We start from the raw sequence: 18,450 nt of genomic DNA, 5'->3' as shown, positions 1-18,450 counted from the left end.
GAGCATTGATCATTGCACGTCGCCCTGTTTCGGCGCTAACGAGATGTGAATATCCGGTATAGGGCACGTGTTTCTGATGTCGGCATGCTGATCGTGAGATGAAATTTCGGCAGTCCGGCGTCGATTTCGACAATAGAGACTGGCGGGAGACAAGTGCAAACCCGCCAGCATCGACGCGTTGAGAAGGCGCGCGACCGAACATTATTGATGTGGGGATTTTCTCTTGGCAAAAACAGCGCGGTCCCGAACGACCACAGCAAAGAAAAAGGCCATGACCACTGAGCCGCAGGCGACCCTGCCGGCCGAGACGGATCTGGTCGCATCGGCGGAGCTTGACCTCGCTGCAAGCGCGGAATCCGAGCCTGCCGCCGTATCCGTTGACGCCGCTCCTTCTCCTGTGGAAGCCGCTCCCGCGCCGACGCCAGATCAGGGCACCCATGGCTACCCAGTGGAGGCCCTCTATTTCGACGCCAACTGGTATCTGGCCGCCTATCCCGATGTCGGGGCTTGCGGCATGGACCCGGTCGAGCATTTCATGACCCATGGCTATCTGGAAGGCCGCGACCCCAACGGGCATTTCAGCGTGGGCGAGTATATTGCGGCAAATCCTGACATCCCCTTGACGATCAATCCATTCCTGCACTTCATCATGCATGGTGCTGCCGAGGGCCGTCCGCTCCGTCGCTGAGCGACAGTTTCGGCATCCCGCAAGGACCGAACTGGCGAGGATAGACCAAGGTGCTGAACAGACGCTCGTTACTGGCCGCCGTCACGGCCGCCCCCTGCCTGAGCGGGAGCGGCCTGGCGCGAACGCTTCAGCATCATGCGGCAAAGCAGAATGCCGCCCAGGCATCGGGCGGCAGTTATGCTGCCTTTCTCGACTCGGTCCGAAGCGAGGCTCTGAGCAAGGGCATCAACGCCGCCACCCTCACGCGCGCTTTGGCGATGACCAAAGAACCCAATGCGCGGGTCATCAAGCTGGACCGTCATCAGCCCGAATTTACACTCACCTGGGCGCAGTATCGCGAACGCGTCATCAGCGCCACACGCATCAGTCAGGGTCAGGCTGCCTATCAGAGCCGCAGCCAGCTTCTGGAAAACACCGGCACGCTCTACGGGGTGGACCCGCGCGTGATCGTGGGTATCTGGGGCCTCGAATCAGGGTTCGGGCGCAAGATCGGCACGTTCTCTGTCGTCGATGCTCTCGCAACCCTGGCCTATGACGGCAGGCGGGCAAGCTTCTTCCGCGGTGAATTGTTCAAGGCACTACAGATTCTCGACCATGGCGATATCCAGCCGGAAACCATGCTCGGTTCCTACGCGGGAGCGATGGGGCAGCCGCAATTCATGCCCAGCGCCTATCTGCATTACGCCGTGGATGCCGATCACGACGGCAGGCGCAATATATGGACCAGCGAACCTGATGTTTTCGCTTCTGTAGGCAACTACCTCCATAGCTGCGGTTGGCAGGCAGACGCGCCCTGGGGCCAGCCCGTGAAACTGACGCGCGAGATCGCGCAAACGCAGCTCGGTCGTGGGAACAAGCAGAGCCTTTCAGCCTGGATGGCTCTCGGAGTGCGCCGTGAGGACGGCTCTGCCTTCTCACGTGAAGACGTTTCGGGGGCGGTGATCCGCCCGGATGGCCCCGGCACCGAAGCGTTCATGGTTTACAAAAACTTCGACGTGATCAGACGCTATAACCCCTCGGATTTCTATGCTCTTGGTGTTGGATTGCTTGGCTATGCAGTCGCTTAAGGCGCTCGCATTCGCGATCCTGGGTGGGACAGGGCTTACCTTGGCGGGCTGTCATCACGACGCCCCGCCCCAGAAATCAGTTCCCCATTATGTGATCGGTACGGCATGGCAGGGCACGGAGACGTGGTTCTACCCGTCCGAGCACTTCGATTTGTCCGAAACCGGCCTCGCTGTCATTCAGGCGCAGCCCAGGGGCGGGCTGACGGCTGACGGGGAGGTCTGGTCGGCACAGTCCATGACCGGCGCGCATCAGACGCTGCAATTGCCCTCCGTCGTGAGCGTGCGCAATCTCACCAATGGGCGGATCGTCCGCATCAGGCTCAATGACCGCGGCCCCTCCAGCTCAGGGCGTATGCTGGCTGTAACACCCCGAGTGGCGACTCTGCTCGGCATGGGGTCCGCTCCCACACCGGTGGAGATCGTGCAGGACGAAGCGTTGAGCCGACAGATTGCCGAGTCCAACCCGAATGCCCCGAAGCTCGAGATCGCAGCCGCCCCAAGAGAGGCTATCGTGGCGCAATCGCTCGATGACGGCAGCACGAAAACGCTCGGCCTGAAACCGACCGAAGCATCGACCGGGACCAATGCGCTCTACGTGCCAGACATGCCGCAGACGGTAATGCAGGGGCAGCCTGATTACGTGGCCTATCATGTCGTCCTTGGCAGTTTTTCGGGTCATGCCGCTGCGTCGCGCGTGGCAGCACAGTGCGGGGCGGATATCGTGGCCCAAGCTGGAGTCAGTAACGGACTCCCATGGCTGGTTTCACTCGGCCCCTTCACAACCGTGCCCGAGGCGGATAGGGCATTAGCACAAGCGCGCCAATGCGGTGGCACCGGCGCGCATATCGTGGCCAAATAAGGTGTTGACGTGCGGACAAGACGTTTTCTGCTCTCGGGTGCGGCTGGACTAGCCGCTTCAACTCAGTTTGCCTTCGCGCGTCCGCGACGAGGCAAAGCAGCAGCGAGCGCCGCCGCCCCGTCAACGCCCGCCGGCGCTCCTGCGCCTGGCGGCGCGTCACCGGCCACAACACCTATTGGCCCCCTCGATACGGTAGCGCGCTGGGCTTGTGTCATCGATTTCGATACGGGTGCGACCCTGCTGGAAAAGGCAGCCGACGAGCACATGCCGCCCTCGTCATTGACCAAGATGATGACCGCCTACATCACCTTCGGCATGCTGCGCGCCGGACATCTTACGTTGACCCAATCCCTCCCGGTCAGCGAGAAGGCATGGCGTACCCAGGGCTCCAAGATGTTCGTGCCTCTGGGGCAGAGCGTCACCGTGTCCGACCTGATCGAAGGTATGGTCATCCAGTCGGGCAATGACGCCTGCATCGTTCTGGCGGAGGGCATTGCCGGGTCCGAAGAGCAGTTCGTCAATCTGATGAACCAGACAGCGGCCAAGCTGGGCATGAACAACACCCATTTCATGAACTGCACCGGCCTGCCGGATGAATCGCAATATATGAGCGCACGTGATGTCTGCCGCGTGGCGATGCATCTGATCCGTGACTATCCCGAGTATTATCACCTCTTTTCTGCCACGGAGTTCACCTACAATAATATTAAGCAGGGCAATCGCAACGTTCTGGTCGATAAGGGCCTGGCAGACGGTCTGAAGACAGGCCACACCGATGCCGGTGGCTTCGGACTCTGCGCGAGTTCGAAGCGTGATGGTCGTCGTGTCATCATGACGATCAACGGCACCTCGTCCATGAATGAGCGCGCCCATGAGGGCGAACGCCTTCTCGGATGGGCCTTCGCCAATTTCGAGAACGTCACCCTGTTCCACCACGGTCAGGTGGTCGATCACATGCCGGTCTATATGGGTGAAGCCGCCGAGGTCGCGCTGGTCGGCACGCGCGATATCGTCCTGACACTGCCGCATGGCTGGCAGCAGCGCAGCAAGATCAGTGTGGAATATCCGTCTCCAGCCATTGCTCCGGTGATGGCGGGTCAGACACTGGGCGCGCTCGTGCTGCAGAATCAGGGCATGCCCGATATCCGCCTCGATCTTGTCGCGGCCAATCCCGTGCCGCGCCTGGGCCTGGTGGGACGCGCGCTCGCCCGTCTGGGTCATGGCCCGAAGCCCTTGCCGCATAGCTAAGGCGTGGCAGGACTTTTCATCACCTTCGAGGGTGGAGAGGGGGCGGGAAAATCTACCCAGATCCGCCTGCTGCATCAGACCCTCACGGCTCAGGGCCGCAAGGTCGTCCTGACCCGCGAACCAGGCGGTTCAGCGGGGGCGGAAGCCCTACGCGAGCTGATCCTGTTCAGTGAGGCACCACTCTCGCTCAGAGCGCAGGCCCTCGCCCATATGGCCGCCCGCGCCGATCATCTGGATCACGTCATCCTCCCTGCTCTGGCGCGGGGTGAAATCGTGCTTTGCGACCGTTTCCATGACTCGACGTTCGTCTATCAGGGTTACGGGCTGGCGCGGGGCGATGTGGTGACTCTCGGCTTCATCAATGCCCTGCGTGGTCTGATCGACTGCGAGCCCGATCTCACGCTTCTCTTGACTGTGCCGCCCGAGATCGGCGCGGCGCGCATTGCCGCCCGTGGTGGGAAACCCGATCGTTACGAAGCGGAAAAAGCCGAGTTTCATCACCGTATCGCGCAGGGCTTTGCCGATCTGGCGCGAACTGCCCCGGCGCGCATTCGCCCCGTTGACGCGACACAGAGCCCCGAAGATGTGGCCGCAGCGATCCTCGCCATTGTCAGCCCCTCTTTGCCGGCATGAGCGAGCGGGACTCTCTTGCCGCCTCACCTCTGACAGGCCATGCGGAGGCGTTCTTGTTGTTTCGCCGCGCCCATGAGTCAGGGCGGCTGCATCATGGCTGGATGATTCATGGCGAACCGGGGATCGGCAAGACGAGCTTTGCCTTTGCCTGCGCCCGCCTGCTTCTGGGCGGCACAGACCCGCAAAGCCGGGCAGGGCGCCAGATCACGGCCGGCACGCATCCCAACCTGCTTCTCATCACCCGACGTATGGACGAGAAGCGAAAGCGCATGCGTCAGGAGATCGTCATCGACGATGTCCGACCGGTTCAGGATTTTCTGCATCATACGGCTGCCGACGGGGCATGGCGTGTCGTCATCGTGGATGCTGCGGAAGCGCTCAATCGCAATGCCGCCAACGCCCTTCTGAAACTGCTGGAAGAGCCCCCGACCGACACAGTGTTTTTCCTGACCTGTCCCGCACCGTCAGCGCTGCTTCCAACCATACGCAGCCGATGCCGACTTCTTGGCCTCGATCCTCTTTCCGATGAGGAGACGCGTCAGGTCCTCACCCGTCACGGCAGGGCTGCCGACAGCCTTCCCGCGCTTGTCGCCCAGGCTCAGGGCGCACCAGGGCGGGTGCTCGCCAGTGACCAGAGCACGGACGACGCCGCACGCCAGCTGGCCCAGGCATTGATGGAGGGGCGCATGGCAATCGATCCGGAAACACTGGCCGGATTACTGCGCCATGATGATGGTTTTGCCGTGCTCTGTTCTTTGCTAGGAGAGGGGCTAGCGAACCGGGCCAGACAACTGGCCGGGCAGGGGAAGCTGACCGAAGCCAGCAAGGCCGCGGAGGCTTTCGCGTTCCTTCAAGCGCTGCAGCGCGAGACAGAGCGGTTCAACCTGGACAAGAATCAGGCTGTCAGACAGGCAGCCGCCATTGCGAGTGCCCCATGACGTCACGCTACTATGTCACCACCCCCATCTACTACGTGAATGGCGCTCCGCATATCGGTCATGCCTATACCTCCATAGCGGCCGATGTTCTGGCGCGCTTCAACCGTCTGGACGGCAAGGACGTATTTTTCCTCACCGGGACGGATGAACACGGACAGAAGGTCGAGCAGGCAGCCCAGACCGCTGGGATCGACACCCAGAGCTTTACGGATGGCATCGCGGGCGATTTTCGAAGCATGGCCGACGCCATGGGTATTTCCTATGACGATTTCATACGCACGACGGAGCCGCGTCACAAACAGGCGGCTCAGGCGCTCTGGGAAAAGGTCGCCGCAAATGGCCATATCTATCTCGACGCCTATGAGGGCTGGTACGCCCTGCGGGATGAGTGCTTCTATTCCGAGGATGAGCTGACAACCCATGCGGATGGCCGCAAGACGGCTCCCACCGGTGCGCCGGTCGAGTGGGTGCGCGAGCCCTCCTATTTCTTCCGTCTCTCGGCGTTCGAGGACAGACTGCTCGCCCTGTATGAGCAGCACCCGGAATTTCTCGGCCCGATGGGTCGGCGCAATGAGATCGTGAGCTTTGTCCGTCAGGGCCTCAAAGACCTCTCGATCAGCCGCACGAGCTTCAAATGGGGCATCCCGGTCCCCAATGATCCGGACCATGTGATGTATGTCTGGTTCGACGCACTGACGAATTACCTCTCCGCGCTTGGCTATCCGGATTCCGATGCAGAACGCATGAAATACTGGCCCGCCTCGGCGCATATCGTTGGCAAGGATATCATTCGCTTCCACGCCGTGTTCTGGCCCGCCTTTCTCATGGCTGCCGATATCGATCTGCCACAATCGGTATTCGCCAATGGCTGGTGGACGATCGAAGGCGAGAAGATGAGCAAGTCGATCGGCAATGTGATCGACCCGCGCGATCTTGTGGCCAGCTATGGTCTTGATCCTGTGCGGTTCTTCCTGCTGCGCGAAGTCCCGTTCGGCGGGGATTCCGATCTGAGCAAGCGCTCGCTCGTCAATCGCCTGAATGTCGAATTGGCCAATGATCTCGGCAATCTCGCCCAGCGGACGCTGAGCCTGATCGCCCGCAACTGTGAGGCAAAGCTCCCCGCCTTCGACACGCTGAGCGACGACGATCAGGCACTTCTCGCCAGCGCATCGCTCCTGCCGGAGCTGCTGCGCGGCCAGATGGGGCGTTTTGCGCTGACAGATGGTCTCGAGGAGGTCTGGAAGGTCATCCGTGCCTGCAACAGCTATATCGACCGCCAGGCCCCCTGGGCTCTGAAGAAGACCGATCTCGTGCGTATGGCGACCGTTCTGCGGGTGCTGCATGAGGCGATGCGTCATATTGCCATCATGCTGCAGCCCTATATGCCGGGCACCATGGACAAGCTCCTGACACAGCTTGGCGTGTCGGAAACGGCGCGCGACTTCGCCTCGCTCTCGGCCCCGCTCGAGGCCGAAATCCCGCTGCCGGCACCGCAGGGCCTGTTCCCACGCTATGTCGAGCCCGAGAGTGCGGCGTGAGTGAGGCGCACATGACGGGGCTGATCGACACGCATTGCCATCTCGACCGGCTCGATGATGTGCCTGCGGCGCTTGCTCTCGCCAAGGAGCACGGGCTGTCCGGCATGGTGACGATCGGCACCCGGCTATCGTGCGCCCAGACCCAGATCGATCTGACGCGCCTCGATACGCCTGCGCTTCGGGTGTGGTGCGCTATTGGCACGCATCCGGATCATGTGGATGAGGAGGAGCCCCCCGAGCTCGCCACCTTAGTCCGGCTGGCCGAGCCGGAAGGCGTGATCGGCATAGGCGAATCAGGTCTCGATTACCTGCATGGCGGGGTACCGCTGCGTGCTGCGCAGGCGGCCAGTTTCCGCGTGCATATCGCTGCGGCGCGCGAAACCGGGTTGCCTCTGGTGATCCACGCCCGCGAAGCCGATGACGACGTAGCCGCCATATTGCGTGACGAACATGCCAAGGGAGCGTTTCCCTTCCTGCTGCATTGCTTCGCCTCGGGGATGGATCTCGCGCGCGTGGCCATCGATCTCGGGGGGTATGTGAGCTTCTCCGGCCTGCTCACCTTTCCCAAATGCGAGACGATCCGCGAAGTCGCCCGCGCCATGCCCGCTGAACGCCTGCTGGTCGAGACCGACAGCCCGTTCCTCGCACCGGTCCCGAAGCGGGGCAAGCCCAATACCCCAGGCTACGTTGCCTATACGGCAGCACGCCTCGCTCAGGAACGCGAGTTGACGCCTGAGGCATTGGCCGAGCTGACGACGCGCAATTTCCACGCCCTGTTCCGGCGCGCCGCATGAAAGTCACCATCCTCGGATGTGGCGGTTCCGGCGGTGTTCCCATGGTGGGGGGCGCTGACGGAGAGGGGATATGGGGGGCCTGCGACCCGCAGAACCCGCGTAACGAACGTACGCGTTCGTCCATTGTGATCGAGGCCGATAGCGGCAAACGCCTTCTAGTCGATTCCGGCCCCGATCTGCGCGCCCAGTTGCTGCGTCAGAAGATCGGTGTCGTGCATTCCGTGCTCTACACCCATGAGCACGCAGATCATGTGGCCGGGCTGGATGAGTTACGGGCCATCAACCGTATGCTTGACGCGCCGTTGCCGCTTTACGCGACCGAGACCGTCATGCGTGAGCTTGAGGCACGTTACAGCTATGCCTTTCGCCCATGGACCGGCACAGGATTTTTCCGCCCTGTACCGGAACCGCATCTGATCACAACCACAGATCGCCTGCAGCTCTGCGATCTCGATCTACAGCTCTTCGAGCAGCGTCATTACCGCATTCCCACAATCGGCATACGCTGCGGCGATTTCGCCTATTCCACCGATGTCGAGCATCTGAGCGAGGAATCGCTGAACGCGCTGACGGGCGTCAGGACCTGGATTGTCGGGTGCTTTCAATATGAACCCCATGTGGCCCATGCCTGGGTCGATCTCGTCATCGCCTGGTGCGAGAGGCTCAAGCCGGAGCGCGCGATCCTGACGCATATGGGCCCGGCACTGGATTTCGAGACGCTGCGGCAACGCCTGCCCAAGGGGATAGAGCCGGGTTATGATGGGCTTACCCTGACCGTCTGAAAATTTTTTGCATTAACCAGTTTTTTGTTGAAGCGCGGTTCGACATCGCGATAGCGTCATCATATCGGGTCAGTCCGGTACTGTTCGACACCGCATGAATTCCCCTCAAATCCGGCATTTCCGGGTCAGTCTTACGTAATGTCGGGGCAATTCGAGGCTCCGCACCCTTTGTCGTCGCTTCGCCGTTCGTCGTTCCCCATAGCCTGACTTCCCGACTTATCGCCTGCATCTCTATCGGTGGGTGTGACCGTTTCGCCCCCCGGCCCAGTGGCAGGATCTATCGGAGCATACGAGTCATGAGTTCATTCTCGGACGTCTTTACGCTGGCTTCTTCCTTTCGTGAGGAACGTCGGGAAACAGAGATGTCGCTGGCCTCCTACCTGTCTCTGTGCCGTGAAGACCCCAGCTGCTATGCAAGCGCCGCCGAACGCATGCTCAAGGCCATCGGTGAGCCCGTCATGCTTGATTCGGCGCGCGATCCGCGGCTCAGCCGTATCTTCATGAACCGCACCGTGCGCACCTATCCTGCCTTTGCCGATTTCTATGGCATGGAAGATGCGGTGGAACAGATTGTGGGCTTCTTCCGCCACGCGGCGCAGGGTCTGGAAGAGCGCAAGCAGATTCTCTACCTGCTCGGCCCGGTTGGCGGCGGCAAATCCTCCCTTGGCGAGCGGCTCAAGACGCTCATGGAGCGCGAACCGATCTACGTGCTCAAGGCCGGCAAGCAGATCAGTCCGGTCTTCGAGAGTCCGCTTGGCTTGTTCGACCCGGAGCGTTTCGCCACCTCGCTGCAAGAACAATATAATATCCCCCGCCGTGTGCTGACCGGCATTGCGAGCCCCTGGGCGCTCAAGCGTCTCGAGGATTTCGACGGGGATATCTCACGCTTCACCGTTGTCAGGCTCAATCCATCCAAGCTGCGCCAGATTGCGGTCGCCAAGACCGAACCCGGGGACGACAATAATCAGGATGTCTCGGCCCTGGTCGGCAAGGTCGATATTCGTCAGCTCGAGAACTTCAGTCAGAACGATCCCGATGCCTACAGCTTCTCTGGCGGCCTGAACCGCGCCAACCAGGGCATTCTCGAATTCGTCGAGATGTTCAAGGCGCCGATCAAGATGCTGCATCCACTGCTGACAGCCACTCAGGAGGGCAATTATGTCGGCACCGAGAACATTGGCGCGATCCCTTTCACAGGTGTGATTCTGGCGCACTCGAACGAGGCGGAGTGGCAGTCCTTCCGCAACAACAGGACGAATGAGGCCTTCCTCGACCGTGTCTGTGTCATCAAGGTGCCGTACTGCCTGCGCGTGACCGAAGAGTCGAAGATCTATGAGAAACTGATTCAGTCCTCGGCACTGGGCGATGCGCCCTGCGCGCCGCACACGCTTGAGATGCTGGCACAATTCGCCGTGCTCTCGCGCCTCAAGACCCATCCCAACTCCACGCAATTTGCGAAAATGCGCGTATATGACGGCGAGAACATCCGGGAGACCGATCCCAAGGCGCGCGCCATGCAGGAGTACAAGGACAGCGCAGGTGTGGATGAGGGTATGGAGGGGATCTCCACGCGATTTGCCTACAAGGTTCTCTCAGCCACCTTCAATCACGATGCCTCCGAAATCTCAGCCGATCCCGTGCATCTCATGTATGTGCTGGAGCAAGCGGTGCGGCGTGAACAATTCCCGGCTGAAACCGAGGCTGCCTATCTCGCTTCACTCAAATCCGATCTCGCACGCCGCTATGCCGAGTTCCTCGGTAATGAGATCCAGAAAGCCTATCTGGAGAGCTACAACGACTACGGTCAGAACCTGTTCGACCGCTATCTCGATTATGCCGACGCCTGGATCGAGGACCAGGATTTCAAGGATCCCGATACAGGCCAGCTGATGAATCGCGATCTGCTCAACGCTGAGCTGAGCAAGACGGAGAAGGCGGCAGGCATCGCGAACCCCAAGGATTTCCGAAACGAGGTCGTCAAGTTCTCGCTACGTTCGAGGGCCAGCAATGGCGGGCGCAACCCGTCATGGACCAGCTATGAGAAGATCCGCGACGTAATCGAGAAGCGCATGTTCAGCCAGGTCGAAGATCTGCTGCCCGTCATCAGTTTCGGGTCAAAAAAGGACAGCACCAGCGAGCGAAAGCATGATGAGTTTGTCAGCCGCATGGTGGCACGCGGCTATACCGAGCGTCAGGTGAGGCGCCTCGTCGAATGGTACATGCGCGTCAAGCAGTCGGCCTGACCTCTCTCACGGAGCGTTTCATGGAAATCATAGACAGACGCCCGAACCCGCACGGCAAGAACACCGAAAACCGCCAGCGCGTCCTTTCCAGGGCGCGCCAAGCCATCCAGAGCGCAGTGCGCGACGCTGCGGCCCAGGGGCGCATTCGCGAGATCGGGCAGGATAGCGCGGTTTCAATTCCGGCAGATGTCCTGCACGAGCCTAGCTTCCATAGGCAATTCAGCGCGGGAACACGTCATTTCGTCCTTTCCGGCAATAAGGAGTTCGTCAAGGGCGACAGGTTGCGGCGCCCGCCAGGCGGGGAAGGAGAGGGAGGCGGCGAGGGGAGGGGCGCGAGCGATCAGGGCGGCGGCGAAGACGCCTATCGCTTTGTGCTCTCGCGGGACGAATTTCTGGATCTCTTCTTCGACGATCTCGAACTCCCCGATCTGGTCAAACGCGAAATCGCCTCGACCACTTCTCTCGCAACGAGCCGTTCAGGCCTGACGAGCGATGGTTCTCCGTCCCAGATCGATCTCGGACGGACCATGCGGCGTTCAATGGGACGCCGTATCGGGCTCAAGCGCCCCAAGCCTCAGGAATTACTCGATGTCGAGGAGGAGATCTCAGCGCTCGAGGCGCAAAGACCGCTCACAGACAGCCAGTTTCTGAAGCTTCAGGAACTGCGCGAAGGGCGCGATGCGCTTCGCCAGCGTATCGCCCGTATCCCCTGGGTCGACCCGGTGGATCTGCGCTATCGACGCTTTACCCCTGTGCCTAAGCCTACCACGCAGGCGGTAATCTTCTGTATTATGGACGTCTCGGGGTCCATGACCGAAAAGATGAAGGAGTTGGGAAAGCAGTTTTTCATGCTGCTGCATGTGTTTCTCGAAAAACGTTACGAAAAGCTGGAGATCGTCTTCATTCGCCATGCCGAGACGGCGGAAGAAGTCGATGAGGACGTCTTCTTTACAGACCCGCGCACCGGCGGCACGGTTGTCTCGACCGCGCTCGACCTCATGCATCAGGTACAATCCGAGCGCTATCCCACCGATAAGTGGAATATCTACGTCGCCCAGGTCTCGGACGGAGACAATATCTCGTCTGACATGAACAAGGTCAATCGCCTGATGACCGAGGCAATTCTGCCAGTAGTGCAGTATTTCGCCTATGTCGAGGTAAGCATGGGCGGTGCGTTGCTGCGCAGCGAGACCGATCTATGGCGCGGCTACAAGGCGATCGCCGATACAACGCCACAACTGGCCATGCGTCAGGTTCAGGACAGACGCGACATCTTTCCGGTTTTCAGGGATCTGTTCGCCCGACGCGCGGCTGAACGGGCAGGGGAATGACCATGCTCTACACCGGCACAGACTGGACTTTCTCGACATTGCGGGATTGCTATGGGGAGATCGACCGCATAGCGAGCGAGGAGCTCAAGCTCGATACCTATCCCAATCGCATCGAGATCATTACCTCCGAGCAGATGCTCGATGTGTATACGTCTCACGGCATGCCCATCAGCTATCCGCACTGGTCGGCGGGCAAGCGCTTCGTCTCGCATGAGAACGCTTATAAACGGGGATTGATGGGCCTGGCCTATGAGGTCGTGATCAATTCCAGCCCCTGCATCTCCTATTTGATGGAGGAAAACACGGCCACCATGCAGGCGCTGGTCATTGCCCATGCAGCCTTCGGCCATAACCATTTTTTCAAAAATAACCGGCTTTTCCGCGAATGGACCGACTCAACCCAGATCCTAGACTACCTCGAATTCGCGCGAGGCTACGTCGCCCGCTGCGAGGAGAAATATGGGGTGAGGGCGGTCGAGCGGATCCTTGACGCCGCCCATGCCCTGCAGAGCCAGGGCGTCGACCGTCATACAGGCAGCAAGCGGCTCGATCTGCGTCAGGAGCAGGAGCGCGCTAGGGAAAGGCGTGCCTATGAGGATGAGAACTTCAACGATCTCTGGCGCACACTCCCCGAGGCGCAGCATCAGGCGAAGACCGGCAGCGACGCGGATGATCAAGGTGCGAGTCTCGGCCTGCCTGAAGAAAATATTCTTTATTTCCTAGAGAAACACGCACCGCGCCTGGCCAATTGGGAACGTGAAATCATCCGCATCGTCCGGCTGACCGCGCAGTATTTCTACCCGCAGCCGCAGGCCAAGCTGATGAATGAAGGCTGCGCCACCTGGGTGCACAACTTCATCATGCATCGCCTGCATGACAAGAAGCTGATCGACGACGCTGCCATTCTGGAGGTGATCCACTCGACCAGCAACGTCATCACCCAGCGTGGCTTTGATGAAGGGGGAGGGCCCAATTTCAATCCTTATGCGCTGGGCTTCGCGATGATGACCGACATCGCACGCGTCTGCACAGACCCCACAGAGGAGGACAAACGCTGGTTCCCCGGGCATGCGGGCAACCAGGATCCCATCGGCACGCTTCATCACGCTTGGGCGGAGTATCGTGACGAGAGTTTCGTGCAGCAGTTCCTGTCACCAAAGGTTATGCGCGACTTCAGGTTGTTCCGGCTCGAGGACGATCTGTCTCAACCATATCTCCTCGTCGACGCCATTCATGACGATCCTGGCTATCGCGACATCCGGCGCTCTGTAGCGGCCTCTTACGATCCGGGTTTGCTGGCTGAGGAGATCGAGATCGTCGGGGCGGACCTGACAGGGGACCGCATATTGCGCCTGGAGCACCGCACACGTCCAGGAAAGCTTCTGCAACCTACGGATGCAAGGCTCACACTGGAACATCTCGGCGCGCTCTGGGGTTATGGCGTCATTCTGAAGGAAGTTGACAGTCAGACTGGCGCGGAACTTGGCAGCTACGCCTTGGCGTGAATCGCATTCTGGCTGCGCGACTGTGTATCGCGCGCAGCCAGAATGGCGATCACGATCGCAGTGCGCGGCAGAAATGGCGGCCAGATCGCAGATCGGGCCATATGCGAGTTGGCATAATATATCTTATCGAACTTTCAGATATTCGGTAGAGGGGCTTTGCGGGATGGATCCAAACCTTGCCCTATGAAGTTCGATCTACCCACCATGGAGCAAATCAAACGCAAACGAACATGAGGCAGATTTCAAGCCGCAACAACGTCTCAGCTGTTGCTTTCGTTGAGGCTCTCCCGGTTTCCCGCCTTGATCAGTTCCCTCGCCGGGATGAAAGGTTCCTTGTCCCCTCCCAGCACCAGCGAGAGCCTGTGGCCTTCCGCCAGGCGCGCCTCGGCGCGCTCATCAATGGTGCGGCGCACGATCGGATATTCCTCGACCAGACGACGAAAGAGCGAGGCCGGGATCGCCAGCAGATGGCAGAACTGGAGTGTCCGCACCGTTCCACGTGAGAATGTCTCGTTGATGAGCGGTGCCGCCCCGATCAAATCCCCTGCCCCGAACTGCACGTCCTGCTCGGCAATGTGCACCTCAGCCAGACCGGCCACGACAGCGTAGACCATCTTGATCTTGCCATTGCGGCGCAGCAATACCTCACCCGGCGAGGCAAAACGCAGCGAGATGTTCATGGCGAGATCGTGCAGGACGCCATCTGGCACGCCCCGAAAAGCCGGGAAAGAGCGCAGCCTCTGTTCGATGCCGCTCTTGAGGTTGAAGCGCAGAGGCTTCTCCAGGCGCTCCTGACGCTTCTCGACGTCCTTCAACAGCTCGCGATGAAGCTCCTCACTGACGAGGTTATCCGACAGGAGTTCATCATATTCCTCTTCCTCAAGGCGCAGCGCGATCTGGTGCAGGATGCGGCTCTCCAGTGCTTCGGAATAGCCCTGATAATGCAGGCGCATCATCTCCAAGGCGTCATCAAGCATACGGCGTTGGCGACCAAGAACCTCCGAAACGATCTCCCCAATGCGTGTGCCCAACGTAGGCTCCAGCCGTTCATGCATGAAGCGCATGAGCGAGAGCGAAACCAGATGCGCGATGACAAGCATCTCGAAGCGCTCCGACATGCAGAACATGAGCGGTTGATCGATATGAAAGCGCCGATGCAGCATCTGCGCCACACGAAAACGCATGGTGGGCCGCAGCCTGCGGCGCAGGGCGCGTACGTAACCGTAGCGCCCCTCCAGCCGAGCGCCATCAACCATAGCTTCGGATGAGCGCAGCAGGGTTTCCATGACCCGGCGTGACAAGCCGCGTATGCGAAACAGATCCAGCAGCAATGAGCGCTCGCGATTGGCGATAGTGATCAGCGCCAGGGTCACGCGCTGACGGTCGCCCAGAGCAGTATCAAAGGTGTTGGCTTCGCTTTCCTCCTGCGCGCGTCGCTCGATCTGCCCGATGATCGTTTTCTGGGTCCCTGCCCCAAAGCCGAGTTCATCGGCGAGCGTATGCGTACGCTCCGCCACCTGCGCCAGACCGCTGCTGAGCACCTGATGGCGCATCGCCTGATCGATGGCGGGCAACTGGTCAAGCTTGAGGAAAACCACCAGATATCGCAGCGTCGTACCATTCACGAGGAGCGTGATCAGCACAAAACCTGTGGCAATGATGCCGATGAAATGCGCGGTAGAGGTGGAAACGCGCTGGTTTTCGGTGACGGCGAGGGCAAGCGCCAGAGTGATGGCGCCGCGTAACCCACCCCAGACCATAGTGGTCTTGAATGGCGCCGGCACCGGTGGTGAGAGCTTGAAGGCCGCCAGAATGGGGAGCAACCCGAATACCACCGCGCCTCGCGCCAGCATCCCGGCCACCGTCGCGATCAGGATCAAAACGCAGTCCCAGCGCGTCATACCGATCAGGAGGCGCGGCACGAGCATGGATGCCAGGACAAACACCAACGAACCAGCCCAAAAGACGAGCTGAACCCAGAGTTCGTTCAGGAAGCGCCAGACCTGCGGTCTGAAGGTGGAAGGTCCATAGACAGAGAGCGTGAGCCCCGAAGCCGCGGTTGCAACCACCCCCGAAAATCCCAGGAATTCGTCGCAGAGAATATAGACGACATACGGCAGGGCCAGTGTCAGGGTGATTTCTGCGGCCGCCGATCCGCCGAGCCCTGCAATCAGAAGCAGCGTGAGACGCCCGACAGCAACACCAACAACCATCGCCCCACCAAAGGACGCGAAGAAATCGATCACCGTCTCGCCGAGTTCAATATGACGGTGAGACGTCACCGAGGCGAGGAGGATCGAAAAAATCGCAATGGCCGCAGCATCGTTGAGCAGTGCCTCGCCCTCAACCAGACGGGTCAGACGCGACGCAGCGCCGATCTCACGAAAGATCCCCGCCACCGCAGACGGATCTGTCGTGGCGACGATAGAGCCAAGAAGCAGACAGACGACCAGTGTCTGACCCGCGAAGGGGTAGAGCGCCATGCCAATGGTGAGCGTAGAGACGAGAACCGCGACGACCGCGAGAAGCAGAACGGTGGCCGTTTCATGCGCAAGACGGCGCACATCAATCGCAAGCGCCCCCTGAAACACCAGAATTGGCAGGAATATCAGCAGGAACGCTTCACTATTGATCGGGAAATAGAGCAGTGTTTCTGCGGCACCGTCGAAAATCTCGGTGAGTGAAGAGCGGAGCAGCAGATCCGCCGCCGCACCAATACCGATGCCGGCCAGCGCAAGCAGAACGGTTTCCGAAACCTCAAGCCGCCGGGCCAAAGGCTGTACCGCGCTGATCAGAACCATCAGCAGCGCCAGCGCCAGAATAATGGCAGCCAGTCCCGTCACCATCATGGGCGCGCGCTCTCCCTCATTTTTTGTGTTACCCACATCCTATACGCGAATCTCCCCGCAACGGCGAGGGTTCGTCTGCCATCCTGAAAGAAATATTAAGTCTTTTCAGTGGCCGCAGGCCGCGAGCCAGGCTTGCACCTGAGCTTCGGGCGTGTCTGAAGCGATGAAGTCGGACACGGCGGCAACACTATCGGCTCCTGCTGCGATACAAGAGGTCGCGCGCGCGAGGGTGATCCCGCCTATGGCCACGAGGGGCATATCCGGGCCGATCAGACGCCGCCACTCCGCCAGTTTCTCGACACCCTGGGGGTCCCAGATCATCTTTTTGAGCTTTGTCTCCCAGATCGGACCGAGGGCGACGTAATCAGGGGCGACCGAAAGGGCGCGCGCGAGCTCCTCATGCGAATGGGTCGAGATCCCAAAGGCAATGCGCGCTGCCCTGATCTGATCGAGATCAGCCGTGTCGAGATCTTCCTGCCCGATATGGATGTAGTCGATGCCAAGCTCGATGGCGAGTTGCCAGCAGTCATTCAGTACGAGGCGCACGTTGTGGCGCACTGCGGCCTCCTGTCCCTCGATCACCTGGGCGCGCAGCGTTTCCGGATCGAGGTTCTTCAAGCGCAGCTGAATGAAGCGCGCCCCGGCCGCGCCGAGGCGATCGACCCAACGCGGGTGATCGACAACTGGGTAAATGGGAGACGGAAGACGGCTGGTCATGACGCAAATACTGCCTTGCCAAGGGTGGGCGTAGAGGGCACCGCCATGTCGCGTTCCTCCATGGGATCGGCCTTACGAGCCAGGCGGCCGACGTCGCACGCCAAGCGAAAGGCCTCCGCCATGGCGACGGGCTCACCCGCCTTCGCGACTGCCGTATTGATCAGAATGGCGTCATAGCCAAGTTCGAACGCCGTCACGGCATGGGAGGGGCGTCCGATGCCTGCATCGATCACCATCGGTATTTCCGGGAAATGCGCGCGCAAGGCGCGCAGGCCGAAAAGATTATTGAGCCCCCTGCCCGACCCGATCGGCGCGCCCCACGGCATCAGCAATTCGCAACCGGCACGCAGCAACCGCTCGGCCACGACCAGATCCTCCGTCGTATAGGGAAAGACCTTGAAGCCCTCTTCAGTCAGGATGCGGGCAGCTTCCACAAGAGCGAAGACATCGGGCTGCAACAAATCGCCCTGCCCGATCACCTCGAGCTTGATCCAGTCAGTGTCAAAAACCTCGCGGGCCATCTGCGCCGTCGTCACGGCCTCACGCACGGTATGACAGCCCGCCGTATTGGGCAGTACAGGCACGTCGAGCCCGCGTACAAGTTCCCAGAAGGCCTGGCCAGCCTGCTCGCCGGCCGACTCTCGACGCAATGACACCGTCACCGCCCCGGGACGGGCCGCCTCGACCGAGGCCGCCAGGACAGCGGGACTGTCATACAGGGCGGTTCCCAGCATCAGGGGCGAAGCAAGTTCAGTTCCATAAGCGCGCATCGATCAGCCCCCCTGCATCGGGGCGAGAATCTCGAGCCTCGCGCCTTCCTGCAATTCTCTACCCGACCGGGCCGAGCGGGGAACAAAAACCCCATCGATTGCGGTCGCCACCTTCGATCCGCCATAGCCAAGCTCGATCAGGATCTCAGAGAGATAGCGACTGCTGATGCGCTTTGTCTCGTCATTCACGATTATCTGCAAGGCGTTTCCTCCAAATTCGTCTGTGCGCAACGCGCGGCGGGAAGGCAGGTGTACGCTGCCTGTTTCATGACATCAGGACGACCGGTCCCGCAGCGGGATCAGGACGTTCCCGGGAAAATGATGCGACCCACCTCCGCTGCGCGTGCAGGCGACAGCAGAAAGCCATGGCGATACATACCATTGACGGTAATGCGACGCCCGTCACAATGCACACGGGGTACATTATCAGGATAAGACGGTCGTATGCCTGCATTCGCCTCGATGATCTCCGCTTCGGCGAAAGCCGG

The 18,450-nt window shown here is 60.4% G+C and carries 16 protein-coding genes and 1 pseudogene; 12 read left to right on the top strand and 5 right to left on the bottom strand.

Features of this window, described 5'->3' with window-relative positions; genetic code table 11:
• Positions 1-271 precede the first annotated feature (271 nt).
• From C0V97_RS18665 to C0V97_RS09125, 12 genes are all read left to right on the top strand, one after another.
• Positions 272-688, top strand: a complete 417-nt coding sequence (locus C0V97_RS18665) for a hypothetical protein (RefSeq protein ID WP_233582074.1) — start codon at positions 272-274, stop codon at positions 686-688.
• 53 nt (positions 689-741) lie between these two features.
• Positions 742-1,755, top strand: a complete 1,014-nt coding sequence (locus tag C0V97_RS09175) for a lytic transglycosylase domain-containing protein (RefSeq protein ID WP_370265330.1) — start codon at positions 742-744, stop codon at positions 1,753-1,755.
• The gene (locus tag C0V97_RS18550) at positions 1,742-2,614 is read left to right on the top strand and encodes an SPOR domain-containing protein (RefSeq protein WP_199751778.1); all 873 of its coding nucleotides are present in this window, start codon (positions 1,742-1,744) and stop codon (positions 2,612-2,614) included. The genes C0V97_RS09175 and C0V97_RS18550 overlap by 14 nt, the downstream gene beginning before the upstream one ends.
• Positions 2,615-2,623: 9 nt before the next feature.
• Positions 2,624-3,862 (top strand): D-alanyl-D-alanine carboxypeptidase family protein, encoded by a 1,239-nt coding sequence (locus C0V97_RS09165; RefSeq protein ID WP_199751775.1) that lies wholly within the window; start codon positions 2,624-2,626, stop codon positions 3,860-3,862.
• Between the two features lie 3 nt (positions 3,863-3,865).
• Positions 3,866-4,495, top strand: a complete 630-nt coding sequence (gene tmk, locus C0V97_RS09160; protein ID WP_127102314.1) for a dTMP kinase — start codon at positions 3,866-3,868, stop codon at positions 4,493-4,495.
• Positions 4,492-5,433: an AAA family ATPase gene (locus C0V97_RS09155; protein WP_127102313.1), complete on the top strand. Its 942-nt coding sequence runs from the start codon at positions 4,492-4,494 to the stop codon at positions 5,431-5,433. The genes tmk and C0V97_RS09155 overlap by 4 nt, the downstream gene beginning before the upstream one ends.
• Positions 5,430-6,971 carry a methionine--tRNA ligase gene (metG, locus tag C0V97_RS09150; RefSeq protein WP_127102312.1) on the top strand — a complete coding sequence of 514 codons (1,542 nt, stop codon included), beginning with the start codon at positions 5,430-5,432 and terminating at the stop codon, positions 6,969-6,971. Before C0V97_RS09155 ends, metG begins: the two co-directional genes overlap by 4 nt.
• An 11-nt stretch (positions 6,972-6,982) precedes the next feature.
• Entirely contained in the window at positions 6,983-7,765 is a 783-nt protein-coding gene (locus C0V97_RS09145) for a TatD family hydrolase (protein WP_127102367.1), read from the top strand.
• Positions 7,762-8,547, top strand: a complete 786-nt coding sequence (locus C0V97_RS09140; RefSeq protein ID WP_127102311.1) for an MBL fold metallo-hydrolase — start codon at positions 7,762-7,764, stop codon at positions 8,545-8,547. Before C0V97_RS09145 ends, C0V97_RS09140 begins: the two co-directional genes overlap by 4 nt.
• 296 nt (positions 8,548-8,843) lie before the next feature.
• The gene (locus tag C0V97_RS09135) at positions 8,844-10,790 is read left to right on the top strand and encodes a PrkA family serine protein kinase (RefSeq protein WP_127102310.1); all 1,947 of its coding nucleotides are present in this window, start codon (positions 8,844-8,846) and stop codon (positions 10,788-10,790) included.
• A gap of 20 nt (positions 10,791-10,810) precedes the next feature.
• On the top strand, positions 10,811-12,121 hold the full coding sequence (locus C0V97_RS09130; protein WP_127102309.1) for a YeaH/YhbH family protein: 1,311 nt from the start codon (positions 10,811-10,813) through the stop codon (positions 12,119-12,121).
• Positions 12,118-13,626, top strand: coding sequence for a SpoVR family protein (locus C0V97_RS09125; RefSeq protein WP_127102308.1), 1,509 nt, complete (start codon positions 12,118-12,120; stop codon positions 13,624-13,626). Before C0V97_RS09130 ends, C0V97_RS09125 begins: the two co-directional genes overlap by 4 nt.
• Before the next feature lie 260 nt (positions 13,627-13,886).
• On the opposite strand, the gene C0V97_RS09120 is transcribed toward C0V97_RS09125, so the two are convergent.
• The 5 genes and pseudogenes from C0V97_RS09120 to C0V97_RS09100 form a co-directional block, all read right to left on the bottom strand.
• Positions 13,887-16,475: a cation:proton antiporter gene (locus C0V97_RS09120; RefSeq protein WP_127102307.1), complete on the bottom strand. Its 2,589-nt coding sequence runs from the start codon at positions 16,473-16,475 to the stop codon at positions 13,887-13,889.
• Positions 16,476-16,580: 105 nt separating this feature from the next.
• Positions 16,581-17,192 carry a thiamine phosphate synthase gene (locus C0V97_RS09115; RefSeq protein ID WP_127102306.1) on the bottom strand — a complete coding sequence of 204 codons (612 nt, stop codon included), beginning with the start codon at positions 17,190-17,192 and terminating at the stop codon, positions 16,581-16,583.
• Positions 17,189-17,962 (bottom strand): thiazole synthase, encoded by a 774-nt coding sequence (locus C0V97_RS09110; protein ID WP_127102305.1) that lies wholly within the window; start codon positions 17,960-17,962, stop codon positions 17,189-17,191. Before C0V97_RS09110 ends, C0V97_RS09115 begins: the two co-directional genes overlap by 4 nt.
• Before the next feature lie 3 nt (positions 17,963-17,965).
• Positions 17,966-18,163, bottom strand: coding sequence for a sulfur carrier protein ThiS (gene thiS, locus C0V97_RS09105; RefSeq protein WP_127102304.1), 198 nt, complete (start codon positions 18,161-18,163; stop codon positions 17,966-17,968).
• Positions 18,164-18,261: 98 nt separating this feature from the next.
• Positions 18,262-18,450 (bottom strand): annotated as a pseudogene (locus tag C0V97_RS09100) (FAD-dependent oxidoreductase); the annotation flags it as partial.

It is taken from the genome of Asaia sp. W19, from assembly GCF_003994335.1.
In the GTDB taxonomy this organism is placed as follows: Bacteria; Pseudomonadota; Alphaproteobacteria; order Acetobacterales; family Acetobacteraceae; genus Asaia.
Note: the sequence above shows the minus strand (reverse complement) of the source record. Positions and strands in the feature narration are given on the sequence as shown.